Source organism: Alteromonas sp. DYW1 (assembly GCF_059752595.1).
Genome location: NZ_CM186038.1, coordinates 1,971,643 through 1,986,606 on the forward strand (window position 1 = coordinate 1,971,643; position 14,964 = coordinate 1,986,606).

13 protein-coding genes are annotated in these 14,964 nt (G+C 44.8%); 5 read left to right on the forward strand and 8 right to left on the reverse strand.

The window, feature by feature from the left end; genetic code table 11:
* The gene (locus tag AC121Z_RS08730) at window positions 1-1,764 is read left to right on the forward strand and encodes a sugar phosphorylase (RefSeq protein ID WP_498123646.1); all 1,764 of its coding nucleotides are present in this window, start codon (window positions 1-3) and stop codon (window positions 1,762-1,764) included.
* Between the two features lie 129 nt (window positions 1,765-1,893).
* Entirely contained in the window at window positions 1,894-3,255 is a 1,362-nt protein-coding gene (locus AC121Z_RS08735; protein WP_498123647.1) for an MATE family efflux transporter, read from the forward strand.
* Here AC121Z_RS08735 and AC121Z_RS08740 read toward each other — a convergent pair.
* From AC121Z_RS08740 to AC121Z_RS08755, 4 genes are all read right to left on the reverse strand, one after another.
* Complete coding sequence (locus tag AC121Z_RS08740) at window positions 3,224-3,973, reverse strand: pseudouridine synthase (protein ID WP_498123648.1); 750 nt, start codon at window positions 3,971-3,973, stop codon at window positions 3,224-3,226. The two genes, AC121Z_RS08735 and AC121Z_RS08740, sit on opposite strands and share 32 nt — an antisense overlap.
* 260 nt (window positions 3,974-4,233) lie before the next feature.
* Window positions 4,234-4,914 (reverse strand): rhomboid family intramembrane serine protease, encoded by a 681-nt coding sequence (locus AC121Z_RS08745; protein WP_498123649.1) that lies wholly within the window; start codon window positions 4,912-4,914, stop codon window positions 4,234-4,236.
* A gap of 112 nt (window positions 4,915-5,026) precedes the next feature.
* Complete coding sequence (locus tag AC121Z_RS08750; protein WP_498123650.1) at window positions 5,027-6,208, reverse strand: vWA domain-containing protein; 1,182 nt, start codon at window positions 6,206-6,208, stop codon at window positions 5,027-5,029.
* The gene (locus tag AC121Z_RS08755) at window positions 6,208-7,044 is read right to left on the reverse strand and encodes an AAA family ATPase (protein ID WP_498123651.1); all 837 of its coding nucleotides are present in this window, start codon (window positions 7,042-7,044) and stop codon (window positions 6,208-6,210) included. The genes AC121Z_RS08750 and AC121Z_RS08755 overlap by 1 nt, the downstream gene beginning before the upstream one ends.
* 253 nt (window positions 7,045-7,297) lie before the next feature.
* On the opposite strand from AC121Z_RS08755, the gene cysK reads away from it, so the two are divergent.
* From cysK to AC121Z_RS08770, 3 genes are all read left to right on the forward strand, one after another.
* On the forward strand, window positions 7,298-8,263 hold the full coding sequence (gene cysK / locus AC121Z_RS08760) for a cysteine synthase A (protein ID WP_498123652.1): 966 nt from the start codon (window positions 7,298-7,300) through the stop codon (window positions 8,261-8,263).
* Window positions 8,264-8,362: 99 nt separating this feature from the next.
* Window positions 8,363-8,821 carry a hypothetical protein gene (locus AC121Z_RS08765; protein ID WP_498123653.1) on the forward strand — a complete coding sequence of 153 codons (459 nt, stop codon included), beginning with the start codon at window positions 8,363-8,365 and terminating at the stop codon, window positions 8,819-8,821.
* A 109-nt stretch (window positions 8,822-8,930) separates the two neighbouring features.
* The gene (locus AC121Z_RS08770; protein ID WP_498123654.1) at window positions 8,931-10,106 is read left to right on the forward strand and encodes a hydroxymethylglutaryl-CoA reductase; all 1,176 of its coding nucleotides are present in this window, start codon (window positions 8,931-8,933) and stop codon (window positions 10,104-10,106) included.
* A gap of 184 nt (window positions 10,107-10,290) precedes the next feature.
* Here AC121Z_RS08770 and AC121Z_RS08775 read toward each other — a convergent pair whose 3' ends face one another.
* Genes AC121Z_RS08775 through AC121Z_RS08790 form a run of 4 tightly spaced genes read right to left on the reverse strand, consistent with a single transcriptional unit; the run spans window position 10,291 to window position 14,907 of the window.
* Window positions 10,291-10,986 (reverse strand): SOS response-associated peptidase family protein, encoded by a 696-nt coding sequence (locus tag AC121Z_RS08775; RefSeq protein WP_498123655.1) that lies wholly within the window; start codon window positions 10,984-10,986, stop codon window positions 10,291-10,293.
* A complete protein-coding gene (locus AC121Z_RS08780) occupies window positions 10,971-11,924 on the reverse strand; it encodes a prenyltransferase (RefSeq protein WP_498123656.1) in 954 nt (317 codons plus the stop codon). The genes AC121Z_RS08775 and AC121Z_RS08780 overlap by 16 nt, the downstream gene beginning before the upstream one ends.
* Window positions 11,908-13,320, reverse strand: a complete 1,413-nt coding sequence (locus tag AC121Z_RS08785) for a DNA recombination protein RmuC (protein WP_498123657.1) — start codon at window positions 13,318-13,320, stop codon at window positions 11,908-11,910. Before AC121Z_RS08785 ends, AC121Z_RS08780 begins: the two co-directional genes overlap by 17 nt.
* Window positions 13,321-13,377: 57 nt before the next feature.
* On the reverse strand, window positions 13,378-14,907 hold the full coding sequence (locus AC121Z_RS08790) for a fumarate hydratase (RefSeq protein ID WP_498123658.1): 1,530 nt from the start codon (window positions 14,905-14,907) through the stop codon (window positions 13,378-13,380).
* Between the last annotated feature and the right edge of the window lie 57 nt (window positions 14,908-14,964).

Genomic DNA, 14,964 nt, shown 5'->3' on the forward strand with positions numbered 1-14,964 from the left:
ATGACAGACGTAATCGCGGTTTTAAAAGACAAAGTTGTGCATCATCTCGCGTGCATCTACGACCAAGTTGACGCGGTTACCGACTACACGGGCTTAGCTGACCAACTCATAGCGACGATGGGAATAACTACTACCGAACCTCCCTGCCTACCTGACGCTCATCGTAATCTATGGACCGAGCAAGATATTATGATGATCACCTATGGTGACAGTATTGTTGAAGAAGGTGCTCAGCCATTGAAAACGTTGCATAAATTTCTGCAACGTTACTGTGTCAATAGCATCAATAAAGTGCATATATTGCCGTTTTATCCATACAGTTCGGATGACGGATTTTCAGTCATAGACTATTCCACAGTTAATCAAGCACTGGGGGACTGGCATGATATTAACGACTTAGCGAAAGACTATGGCTTGATGTTTGATTTAGTCATTAACCACTGCTCTGCCCGCAGTATGTGGTTTGAAAATTTCATTAAAGGCGAAGGTGTCGGACACGACTTTTTCTATACTGCTCAACTCGACGATGATCTGTCCAAAGTTGTGCGACCGCGGACGTCGCCATTGCTACGTGAAACCGAAACGCCGCGCGGACTTGAACATGTTTGGTGTACGTTTTCACATGACCAAGTGGATTTTGATTTTCGTAACCCAGCTGTACTCAATACTTTTGTGGCGATTATTAGAGATTATTTGCAGCAAGGTGCAACGTTGTTCCGGCTTGATGCAGTGGCATTTTTGTGGAAACAGATTGGCACTAGCTGCATCAACTTGGCGCAAACTCATGAAGTTATCCGGCTGTTAAGGACGCTAATAGAAAATCGGGATCCAAATGCGATTATTATCACCGAGACCAATATACCTAACCGTGAAAATCTAACGTATTTTGGCAACGCGAATGAAGCGCACGCTATTTATAACTTTTCCTTACCACCACTTCTCGTCAATACATTGGTAACGGGTGACTGCCGGTATTTGAAGGGTTGGTTAATGACCATGCCTCCCGCCCAAAATGGTACAACCTATTTCAATTTTATTGCCTCACATGATGGGATCGGCTTACGGCCAGCGGAAGGATTACTCACCGATCTGGAAATCGCGTCACTCGTTCAAACTATGCAAAACTTTGGTGGCCGTGTCAGTTGGCGTACATCCGATATGGGACAACAGAAACCCTATGAAATAAACATTACTTTATTTGACGCACTGCAAGGCACGGTTAAAGGCCCTGACCGCTTTCAAATTGACCGATTTATTTGTGCTCACGCCATAATGCTTGGATTAGAAGGTATTCCTGGCATCTACATACACAGCCTCATTGCCACATCAAACGATTATGAAAAAGTCGAACATACTGGGCAAAATCGCTCGATCAATCGACGCCGTTGGCAATTCAATGAACTGGAAGCATTGCTTGATGATCCGAAAACGCAGCACCACAAAGTCCTGACACGGTTATCCCAATTAATTCGGATCCGTAAAGCACAACCTGCGTTTCACCCGAATGCGACACAGTTTACCTTACAGTTGGGCGATCAAATTTTTGGCTATTGGCGACAGAGCCTTAAGCGTCATCAAAGTATTTTTTGTATTTCGAATATATCAGACCAGCCACAACGCATTGCTTTGTCAGATATTAATCTGATCGGCACTGACAATTGGATTGACCTGATCACTGGCGATACCATTAATCTAACCGATGTAATGTTAAACCTAGCGCCTTATCAGACGGTCTGGATCAGCAACCATCAAGAATTTATGTAAGCTAGACTGGCTTGAGAGCCTGCATCAATGACGGCGAACAATTTTGCATGATCATCTGACCTGTATATCGCTTTAATCCGCACTATCCGCTAGACTGCGCCGATACTTTGGTCTTATGTACGTTTATTTGTGCCGCACACTCGCTCCTTATCATCAGAACTCAGGCAAGTTATTCATTTAGCCTGGCCGTTATTAATTGCCCAGCTTACGCAAATGTTAATGGGCGTTGCTGATACCATGATGGCTGGTCGATACTCTGCAAATGACATGGCAGCAGTCGCTATTGGCTTTAGTATAACCACGCCCGTCCTGATGTTTATTCAAGGCATTGCTTTAGCTATACCCCCTATTATTTCGCGCTTAAATGGAGCCGGCGAGACCGAAAAAATTGCCTATGCAACTCAGCAGGCCATGTGGAGTGTATTAAGCATCAGTTTGTTGGTTTACGTTTTACTCATATTCATTGAGCCTTTATTGGCACTAGTACCAATGGCGGACGAACTGCGTGTTATCACTATTGAGTATGTCACCTTTGTATTCTGGTCGGCTCCCGCATTTGCACTTTATCAGGGAGCAAGAAATTTTTGTGAGGGTCTAAATCAAACCCGGCCAACCATGCTTATCACGTTAATTGGACTCATGGTAAATATTCCCGCCAATTATGTCTTTATCTATGGTGGTTTAGGCCTACCTGCGATGGGCGGTGCTGGATGCGGTTTAGCTACTGCACTGGTATTTCTGATGATGATGGTCGCGACGCTCATATACGCAAATTACAGTAAGACACTGCGTTATGTGCACCTTTTCAAACACCTGTACCAACCCGATCGTAAGAAGATGCTGGCAAGCATCAAAATCGGTTTGCCTATCGCAATGACAATATTGTTTGAAGTAACATTATTCTCAGTAGTAGCGCTATTACTGGCTCCGTTTGGGGCAATCACTGTGGCCGCACATCAAATTGCGCTTAATTTTTCTTCGTTGATGTTTATGTTCCCACTCAGTATTGGTATGGCAGTATCGATTCGAATAGCCTACTTGATCGGCCACAAGCAACCCCAGAAAGCAAAACTCGCATTAAAATCTGCGCTGTTGCTAGGGTTAACCATCGCTATGTTTACCGCTACACTAACTGTTGCGCTACGCTACTTCATTCCAACCTTATATACGCAAGAGCTAAGCGTCATCAACTACGCTGCACCATTGCTCTTACTCGCCGCTCTGTTTCAGTTTTCTGATGCAATCCAAGCCATATCGGCCAACGCCCTGCGTGGCTATAAAGACACTACAGCGATGTTCCTTATCACATTTACTGCATATTGGTTAATTGGTCTACCAATGGGATTAATACTCGCTTTAACAGACTGGATCGTAGAACCGCTGCAGGCCAGAGGATTTTGGATTGGGTTTATTATTGGCTTAAGTTGCGCAGCTGTGATGCTCGGTTATCGAGTTTCTGTTATTCAGCAGCGGATCCAACAGCAACTTTAGTGGACGTCTTTACTGCATCATTCAGTAATGATAATTCACCTTCTGTGAGATAACGCCATTGACCAGGAGCCAAACCTTTTATGCTGATATGCATGATACGCTTACGGACCAGCCGCTTGACCTCATACCCGAGGTATTCGCACATACGTCGGATCTGACGATTTAAGCCTTGGGTAAGGACAATTTCAAATCCATTTTGACTCAGCGCTTTAACTTGGCAAGGTTTCGTAACAGTGTTTAAGATAGGTACGCCACGCGCCATTCTTTCAATAAAGCGAGGCGTCACCGGCTTATTGACAGTGACTCGGTAAACCTTATCGTGAGCATTTTCAGCGCGCAGGATTTTATTCACGATATCGCCGTCACTGGTTAATAGGATCAAACCCTCCGAGGGTTTGTCCAAACGACCAATCGGGAAGATGCGCGCTTTTCTATAACCGATGGCATCGATAATATTCCCTTTGACTTTGCGCTCGGTGGTACATATCACCCCCACTGGCTTGTGATAAGCAATATACACACGATCGCTCTTATCTTGCTTGACCGCTGCTATTGACTTGCCATCGACACAGACATTATCGCCATCACAGACTTTTGTGCCTAACTCTGGAACCCTGCCATTAATTGTCACTCTCCCTGCTGCGATTAACGCATCGGCTTCACGACGTGAACAGAAACCTGAATCACTGATATATTTATTGAGTCGTTTAGGCTGCAAAACACCACCACTGCGCAAAAAAGTCTGAGCATTTTGCGCGAGCTAACTATTAAGGTCAATGAATTCGGTAAAATGACTCTAAGCACCGAATATGCGCGTTACGCTCATAGCTTATTTTTTGCGCAACAGAAAACTGGCATAGCAGCCAGCTTAACAGTCATTAACAGGCGCTTGTGCTTATTTTTGACTCTTTTATCGTTTTTTGTTAGCTAAGATTTGCTTTGTTAAGGTGTCGGGTTGATTGCCATCATGCACTAAACTCAGGTACCACGCTGGCTTTGAGCGTTTGCTTCACCCTCTTCCCTAGCCCTCTGAGCGTCGGTTTTCCATGCATCACCGATGCGTGCGATATCCGCATCAAGACTGTCGTTCAATTCCCAGGAATACGTTTTCTCAACAAATTTAGGATCGCGACGATGCCAAAGTATAGCGCTCAATATACCTGCCACTGCGCCGAAGAAATGATACTCATAGGAAATACCGGGTTCACGTGGAAAGATTGTCATGACCATGCCACCGTACATAAAAAAGGCAATCATCATCAACACCACAGAACGTTTATCACGCCGAAATATACTCACCGTGAATAAAAAGAAAAACAAACCATGAGTGATACCACTCGCACCTAAATGGGTTGCCGAGCGGGCGAATAACCACACCCCCAAGCCAGATACCAGCCAAATCATTAACAGCACCCGACAACGCGTTTTAGGATAACCATAAATAAGCATGGTTATCAGACAAATAAGTGGCAAGGTGTTGTTAAACAGGTGTTCATAACTACCATGCACCAATGGCGCCGTCAGTATGCCATGCAGTGAATAAACCTGTAGCGGTACCAAACCAAGAACACCTTGGTTTAAGCCAAATAGAACAACCGCAGAATGTATAACCCACAACAATGCGGTTAAACCTGTTGCGATAATAATTGCATTTTTCATTCAGTCACTCAGGAGTGATAGTGTACTAACAGATATAATTACAAAAACACCAGATACAAGTCGCCACTTAGACGACCTAACGATGGCATAGATTTATCCGTTCTGAAATTAACTAGTGTGACTGAGTCAATCGCTTAATAGCATCACCTAACCCTTCAAGTGTCAGTGGGTACATGCGCTGATCCAACAAATCATTCATGATCTGCACAGAAGCATAAAAATTCCAATGCGCTTGTGATTGCGGGTTTAGCCACACGCAATGACTAAAGTGCTGTGTGATCCGACTGACCCATGCAGCCCCCGGCTCTTCATTCCAATGCTCTACACTGCCTCCAGGATAAGTTATTTCATAGGGCCCCATGGTGGCATCACCGACAAAAATCACTTTATAGTCGCGCCCGTACTTATGCAGAATTTCGTAAACCGATAAGCGCTCTTTATCGCGACGCGCATTATCTTTCCATACATCTTCATAAATGCAGTTATGAAAATAGAAATACTCTAGATGCTTAAATTCGGTATGTACGGCCGAAAACAACTCTTCACATTGCTGAATATAAGCATCCATGGAGCCGCCGATATCGAAAAACATTAACACTTTAATCGCATTATGCCGCTCAGGTGCCATATGGATATCCAATAATCCACCGTTTTTAGCCGTTGCCCCAATAGTCTCATTGACATCAAGCTCTTCTCCAGCCCCTGTGCGCGCAAACTTACGCAGCTTGCGCAGCGCTACTTTTAGGTTACGCGTACCCAACTCAGTGTCATTGGATAAATTCCTAAATTCGCGTTTATCCCAGACTTTAACCGCTGAGAAATTGCGGTTACCGTCTTGGCCCATACGGATACCTTCTGGGTTGAATCCATTCGCACCAAAAGGCGACGTGCCGCCAGTTCCAATCCATTTGTTTCCGCCTTGATGCCGCTTCTGTTGTTCTTCGAGACGCTGCTTGAGCGTTTCCATTAATTTATCAAGCCCCCCCATCGCCTCGATCTTTTTCTTTTCTTCTTCACTAAAGTATCGGTTTAATGCGTTATTCAACCAATCATCCGGGATCTCGGTATTAAACAAATCGATACTTTCAACACCTTTGAAATAATCAGCGAAGGCACGATCAAACTTATCGAACTGACTCTCATCTTTCACCATGATCATGCGAGAAAGAAAATAAAAACCCTCCATATCAGCATATACAACGTGTTGCTCAAGCGCATTGATGAGATCAAGAAGCTCCCGCAAACTAACCGGTAAGCGATATTTTTTAAGCGTAAAGAAAAAATCAACTAACACTAGCGACGCGCCATAAACACTAATTTCTCGAATAAATGGATATCTTGTTCGTTTTTGAGCAACGCGCCATACAACGGTGGGATCGACGACTTACCGTCTTTTTGTTGTAGCGCTTCAGGCGGGATATCTTCCGCCACCAACAGCTTTAACCAGTCCAATAGCTCTGAGGTTGAGGGTTTCTTTTTCAATCCCGGTATTTCGCGTAGATCAAAAAAGGCGCGTAAGGCTTCATCAATCAAACGTTGCTTAATATTGGGGTAATGCACATCAATGATTCTGCGCATTTCGTCGGCATCCGGAAATTGAATGTAATGAAAGAAACAACGGCGCAAAAAGGCATCCGGTAATTCCTTCTCATTATTGGAGGTTATAATAACGATCGGTCGTTGGGTCGCGCGGATGGTCTGTTGCGTTTCATAGACAAAAAATTCCATTTTATCCAGCTCCAGCAACAGGTCGTTAGGAAACTCAATATCAGCCTTATCGATTTCATCGATCAACAAAATTGAGCGTTGTTCAGCGGTAAAAGCCTGCCATAGCTTACCTTTGACGATATAGTTGCCAATATCGTGTACACGCTCATCACCTAACTGTGAGTCTCGCAAGCGTGACACCGCATCGTATTCATAAAGCCCCTGTTGTGCCTTAGTGGTAGACTTAATGTGCCATTGGATCAGTTGGGTATCTAAACTATTTGCCAATTGCTCTGCCAACATGGTTTTACCAGTACCGGGTTCGCCTTTGACTAATAACGGCTTTTCCAATGTCATTGCGGCATTCACAGCCAATTGTAATTCTTTGCTTGCGATATATTCGTCGGTGCCGGTAAACCCCATGTAAAACCTCATCGTTTGTTTGCGCGATTAAAAATTCTATAAGTTATAGCAAAAAAGCACCTTGCTTTTTTAGCCATCATACCAATCCTGTGGTTATTATGTTACGCAAAGAGTTAACGCCTTGTTCACATTGTGACTAAAATTAGCGTTAACGGATCATTTGAGCGCGCCACGCTGCAACGATGGATAAACAAAACGAATAGCCAACGCTGCATAATGGGCTTTATTACTGGTTCAAGAGAATAGGAAAATTATGAAAGTCTTTGAAGATAACTCGCTAGCGATAGGTAACACTCCACTGGTTAAATTGAACCGCGTCACTAGCGGCAATGTTTACGCGAAAATCGAATCACGCAATCCCAGTTTTAGTGTCAAATGTCGGATTGGTGCAAATATGATCTGGGATGCAGAAAAACGTGGTGTACTAACCAAAGACAAAGAAATTGTTGAGCCAACCAGCGGTAACACTGGGATTGCCCTAGCCTTTGTAGCAGCCTCGCGCGGTTACAAGCTTACCTTAACTATGCCATCAAGCATGTCACTGGAGCGACGTAAATTACTAAAAGCATTGGGCGCAAACCTTGTCTTAACCGAAGCTCCTAAGGGTATGAAAGGCGCTGTTGCCGCAGCTCAGGAGATCGTTGACTCAGATCCAAGTAAATATATTTTATTGCAGCAATTTGATAACCCTGCCAACCCTGAAATTCATGAAAAAACCACCGGACCAGAAATTTGGAATGATACCGACGGCAAAATCGATGCTTTCGTTGCCGGCGTAGGAACTGGCGGTACCATCACTGGTGTAAGTCGCTACATTAAAAACACCCAAGGCAAAGCGATCACGTCTGTCGCGGTTGAGCCCGCAGATTCACCAGTGATCACCCAAGCTAAAGCAGGGCAAGAACTAACCCCCGGACCACACAAAATCCAAGGTATTGGCGCCGGTTTTATTCCAGGCAATCTGGATTTGGACTTAGTTGACGAAGTAGAACAAGTAACTAACGAAGAATGTATGGAGATGGTTCATCGCTTGATGAAAGAAGAAGGTATTCTAGCGGGTATTTCTTCTGGCGCAGCTGTCGTTGCAGCAAAACGTTTTGCTGAGCGCCCCGAAAACCAGGATAAAATAGTAGTAGTGCTGTTGGCGAGTGGTACTGAACGTTATCTCAGTAGCCCACTTTTTGCAGGTCAGTTTACCGACGCTGAAGAAGTGCAATAGCACAGCTAAGTGCAGAAAAGTCAATGAATTTTAAAGGAAGGCTGACACCTTCCTTTTTTTGTGTCTACAATAAGGGATAACAAGAAAAGAGATAACCCAATGAAGCTTCATAAAGCCTTAGTATCAGCCCTAATGCTTTTAACCCTATTTGCTTGCAGCGAAGTCAAGCAAGGCGAAGGTGTCGGTAAATACGGTATGATGGCCGACAACACCCCCGAATACGCAGCAGTGATGTTTATGCACAGTATTTATCGCGACTCGTCAATCGACGCAGCATTGGCACTTAGCTCTGAGCGGATGTCTCGCCTTTTAAATAATTACCGTACTAACCGCAACGTACAGCGCCATGTCATTGGCCTAGTCTACGATCAAGTTGAAGTAAGCCCTGAGGGTAGCGACAGTGTGGGTCGGACCGAGTTTTCAGATAGTGCTGAAGTCACCTTGTTTTTTACTGGATTTTATAACGACGATAAAATTGACGAGTTACGAACCGTTGAATTAATTAAAGTTCGCGGTGATTGGAAAGTTGACAAGATCGAAGCAGATCCGTTCTTGTAGCGGTAATTTTGTCATCATCTAACCGTTTTATGGACGATTATTGCTTGTGTTTTTCCAAGAAAAATGCAAATTTAACATTTAATTAACACGATGTAGGTAGGAGCATTAGATGAGCGAAGATTTTCGTATTCCCCGCAGCGCGGACAATGACTATAGTGACGAGTGGGCAGAAAAGCGGCGCGCGTTTCTAAAGGAAAAAACCGGTGCTGAACTCACCCATACTGGTCAGTACTCGATCAGCACGGATACGCTACCAGGTAACATTGAAAACTTTATTGGTATCGTGCAGATGCCGGTCGGTGTTGCGGGCCCAGTACAAATTAACGGTGAGCATGCAAACGGGCTGTTTTATGTACCATTAGCAACCACTGAAGGAACTTTGGTTGCTAGTTATAGCCGTGGCATGCGTGTGATCAACGAGTGTGGTGGTGTTAAAACCACTGTTGTTGAACAGTTTATGCAACGTGCCCCTGCCTTCATTTTTGCTGATGCACGCGAAGCGCGTGAATTTGGCCAATGGGTCTGTGACAATATGGATGGTATCTGTGCTGCTGCCGAAAGCACAACCAGCATTGGTAAACTCAAACACATACATCAATGGTCAGTGGCGCGTGTGCGTTATCTACGCTTTAACTACACCACTGGTGACGCTGCAGGCCAAAACATGGTCGGTAAGGCGACATTAGCGGCTTGTGAGTGGATCAAAGCGAATTATCCGGGTAAATGTTTATACTTGCTTTCCGGCAATATGGATACTGATAAGAAACATTCACACTTAAACGTGCTGCATAGCCGCGGTAAACGCGTCATCGCCGAAATTACGTTAAAGAAAGAAGTGCTTGAACGTATCATGAAGGTCGATACGAAAACCCTTGCCAAGGCATCTGTATTAGCCAACACCGGCGCAATGATGGCTGGCGCGGCATACAACGGCCCACACAGTGCTAATGGTATTGCGTCGCTATTTATTGCAACCGGGCAGGATGAGGCTAACGTGGTTGAATCACACGCGGGTTTACTGTCGCATGAGTTATTGGACAATGGTGACTTCTACATGGCGGTTACTCTTCCTTCATTGATTTGTGCAACTTACGGTGGCGGTACTGGATTACCGACACAAAAAGAATGTCTCGAATTGCTCGGATGTTACGGTAAAGGGAAAGCTAACAAGTTAGCTGAAATCGTTGCGGCGACAGTGCTTGCTGGTGATATCTCACTTGCCTGTGCGGTTATTGCAGGACATTGGGTATCGAGCCACGATAAGTACGGCCGTAACCGCACTTAATTAGCTACTTAGCTCAAAAGAAAATTGAACGCCGACTTAAGTCGGCGTTTTTTATGTTGAAATCCTGTACGCTACTATCTACTTTTGCAGCTTCAAAGAAGCCGACTGATAACACTTCAAACTGCTAGAACATTCGACATACTGATAGATTAGAGCAAGATAAAGAATTCAGACTCTTTCGTTGTTATGGGTCTTTAGGAACAAAAACCGGTTCCTCGATTGCATTATACGAACTGGGTTTATCAATCGACTGTGCAAGCAAATTTTGCGGTAGTGCTGGTCGCTCTAAGAACGTTGAAAAGTAATCAATATTGGTAAACGTCGGATCTAACCAGCGGTTCAACGTGTCAGCAGACTGCGGTAACATCAATGGGCTCGCCTTAGAATGATACGGCGCAATTTTAGGGTGAGCGTGAGTTGTAATGATGGAGAAGCTAACCTGCTCTTGAGGCCACTTACGGTAAAGTCCGCCGAGCACGATGCACTGCCCTGCTTCTCCCATAAAGTCCGTATACTGCATACCATCAGCCGTTTTTTGACTTTCACCGAAACCGGACACCATGACTAAACAACGTTGCTGCCGAAACGAGTGGTAGCCCGCACTTCCTTTGATATTAAGTTTATCCGAACGGGTATTAAACGATGTATAACGACTCGGTTTAAAACTCAAGCGGCCATTTTCATTACGCACTTTATCAAGCAGCAACCACCAGGTCGCGCGGCACCATCTCGGCTCGTGTGAGTCCTGCAGTAAAATCCATACATTTTGAGCAGCCCTGACAAACCGTTCAGGTGTCGGGTTTGGCGCAAATGGCAGACCTAGTTGCTCGCACAGATCTTGAACAGCTGCATCATCCGTAACGTTTAGGCGACCACACATAAAACGCCTCCGACCATTAACGGCGTTAAAACAGTGCTTGCAACGTTCAAACCCAGTAGCTTTGCAGTAACAGTAAAATCAGGCAGTTTATATAAGCTGCCAGCAACAAAACCGCCACACAGCATTGGGAGTAGACCAAGGTAAGCAACTTTTGGCACTGGCAACAGCCAAATACTAACAGTCAGAAAGGCAAGGCTTAACAAAAATTGCATGACATAAGTATTCACACAAACTGATAGTGTATTGTCAGTCACCCAGTGATTGCGACCGACTGCAGCATCAGCGCCGCGATCAGGAAACTGATTGAGAAGCAATAAATTATTACTCAATCCAGCTACTGCAAGAGCACTCATTAGCACTGCTAATGAGTGTTGCTGAGCAACAGCGAGGAAGCCGCCGTACACAATTACAATGCCAAATCCTAAACCCGGTGCAATGAGACAAAGCCAAGGCAAACGATTGATTAGCGGTGTGTAAGCGAAAACCAGTATCAGACCTAATATACCCAGACCACCTAGCATGAAGAAATACGCAGAGGTAGCCATTAAGCAGATCCCGATACCAGCGCATAGCAGGCCGCAAGCAAGAGCAAAATAAAGTGCAATACGCGGCGATAACGCAATACGCTGTAGCGTTCCACTACCGCCACTGAAAGGCGTTTTTTGCGTAGTTGCATCAAGTCCCGAGATATGATCACAATATTCATTGTGTGCATTTACTGCGATGTGCGCTAACAGCGCGGTAGCGAAAACCATGATAAAACGCTGCCAGTCAATGGGGTCAACAGTGACGACAGTAAGCATTCCAGCCAACAAAAGCATTAGGCCTGCAATCAAAGTCAGGAAGGGTAAGCGACACACCCCAATGAGAAGCTGAAACATAATAACGTTTAGCGAACGCCAGCAGATGGTTTGAATTGCATTATTCGTCTTCCCCATCGGACAGTAAATGCTTCGGTAACTGTTTCGTTGGTTGTACCCCCATGCTCTTAAACTGTTCGACTTGACGTAATAAATTACCTTTACCCGTACTTAACTTGTTAAATGCAGCATCATAGGTTTTGCTTGTCGTCTCCAACGATTTACCCAGCTTTTCCATATCACTGATAAATCCACTGAACTTGTCGTACAACTTCGCTGCACGCTCGGCAATGGCTTGTGCGTTTTGATTTTGATATTCGTATTGCCAAATATTATTGATAGTGCGTAATGCGACTAACAAATTGGTTGGACTCACGAGCATGATATTGTTGGAGAGCGCGTAACTTACAATCTCAGGATCACTATCTACCGCTAATAAAAACGCAGGCTCAATGGGAATAAACATCAACACGTAATCAAGAGTCTTAACCCCTTTTAAGTTTTGATAATCCTTTTTCCCTAAACCTTTGATATGAGTTCGTAGCGAATTGACGTGTTGTTTTAGAAAATCTTTACGGCGCTGTTCATCATCTGCATTGTGGTAAGCCTCATAGGCGACCAGTGACACCTTAGAATCAATAATAATGTCCTTTTCATTTGGAAGATGAACAATAACGTCAGGTTGCCGGGCTCGCCCATCCTCTGTCGATAGCGAGGTTTGGGTATCAAACTCGTAACCTTCACGAAGGCCACTTTGCTCCAGAATTTTCTCAAGAACGACTTCGCCCCAGTTACCCTGTTGTTTATTGTCGCCTTTGAGTGCGCTGGTTAAGGCATTCGCTTCAGCCGTGATGCGTTGATTCAATTCTTTTAGACTGAGGATCTCAGTCTTTAACGAAGCACGTTCTTGCCCTTCTTTTATATAGGCATCGGAGACTTGCTTTTTGAAGCCCTCGATTTGCTCTTTAAGCGGTGCTAGAAGTCCATCAAGACCGGTCTTATTTGCTTTTGCGAAACTTTCACTTTTCTGTTCAAAAATTCGATTCGCTAAGTTCTCAAACTGTGTTTGCATGCGCACTTCGGCTTGCTGCAATAGCGATAGCTTATCTGCTGCAGCTTGTTCATTTGCCAGCAAGGTTGCGATCTTGGCTTCATATTGCGCCTGCTGTTGTGCATGTTGCTCCCGCGTTTGTTGTAAAATTGCGGACAACTTTTCGTGTTCAACTTCGAGTTTTTCGTAGCCAGTACAACGTTGTGTGAGTTGAATAACCTGATGCTCAAACGCACTTGCCTTTTGGCGTATGCTATCAAGCTCTTCGAGTTGCTCGTCTCGTTGCGTTAATTGCTCTTGTAAGCGCTCATATTGCCACTGCTGTTGGGCATGCTTGGTGCGTGATTGAAATGTGAAAACGATAAATCCAATAAGCAAAAGTCCGACTGCACCTAACACAAGTCCGACTTGCAAAAACGTCATTTCGAGCACGGGGTCTCCTTGTAAAAAAGGCAAGCTCTCGCTTGCCTTAGCTAATGATTAAGCTTTTAACTTACTATCCAGATCAGCGATTTTAGCCTTCCAAATTGCTGGTCCGGTTTGATGTGCGTTGTTACCTTCACTATCTACGGCAACAGTTACTGGCATATCTTCTACTTCAAACTCGTAAATAGCTTCCATCCCAAGATCTTCAAAAGCTACAACTCGGGATTTTTTAATCGCCTTAGAAACCAGATATGCAGCCCCACCAACCGCCATCAGATATACCGATTGGTGTTTTGCGATACTCTCCACCGTTGCCTGACCGCGCTCTGCTTTACCAATCATGCCCAGAATGCCCGTTTTTTCCAGCATCATATCGGTAAACTTGTCCATACGGGTTGCTGTAGTAGGGCCTGCAGGACCTACTACCTCATCACCCACTGCGTCAACAGGGCCTACGTAATAGATAAATTTATTGGTTAAGTCAACGCCTTCAGGTAAGCCTTCACCACTATCTAACATAGTTTGAATACGCTTATGTGCCGCATCGCGGCCGGTTAACATTTTACCCGATAACAGAACGGTTTCACCCACCTTCCATTCTTTAATATCGTCCTTGGTAACAGTATCCAGGTTAACACGGCGCGTGTTTTCCCCGACTTCCCAAGTTACCTCAGGCCATTCTTCAAGCTTTGGCGCACGTAATTCGGCAGGGCCACTACCATCTAATACAAAATGTGCGTGACGAGTCGCGGCACAATTCGGGATCATCGCTACCGGTTTAGAAGCCGCATGAGTAGGAACCGATTTAATCTTGATATCGACTACGGTCGTCATGCCACCAAGGCCTTGCGCCCCAATCCCTAATTTATTCACTTTTTCAAAGATATCCAAACGCAGCTTTTCTTCAGTCGTTTGTGCACCCCGTTCCATCAGTTCTTGAATATCGACCGGATCCATTAGGCTTTCTTTCGCCAACACAGCGGCTTTTTCAGCCGTTCCGCCGATACCTATCCCTAACATCCCTGGCGGACACCAACCGGCCCCCATAGTAGGTAATGTTTTAACTACCCACTCAGCAATATCATCACTAGGATTTAACATAACCATTTTAGACTTATTTTCAGAACCGCCGCCTTTCGCCGCAATCATGATTTCGACCTTTTCGCCAGGTACCATGTCAATATGCACCACGGCAGGAGTATTATCCTTCGTGTTTATACGTGCACCTGCTGGGTCAGAAACGATAGAAGCTCGCAATGGATTATCAGGATTAAGATAGGCACGACGTGTTCCTTCATCGACCATTTCTTGGATCGTCATGTCCGTCTTATCCCACGATACACCCATGCCCACTTTAACGAAACAAGTGACAATACCAGTGTCCTGACATATAGGCCGTTTGCCTTCAGCTGACATCCTAGAATTGATGAGTATTTGCGCCATTGCGTCTTTAGCTGCTTGGCTTTCTTCTTTTAAATAGGCTTGTTCAACAGCCTTAATATAATCCAACGGGTGGTAATAAGAGATGAATTGTAGGGCGTCTTCAATACTATCAATCAAATCTTGCTGACGAATTACAGTCATGGTGTCCTCTGTACTCGGTGGTTAAACCACAAATTTTCATGGTGAATTGGTTTAGGC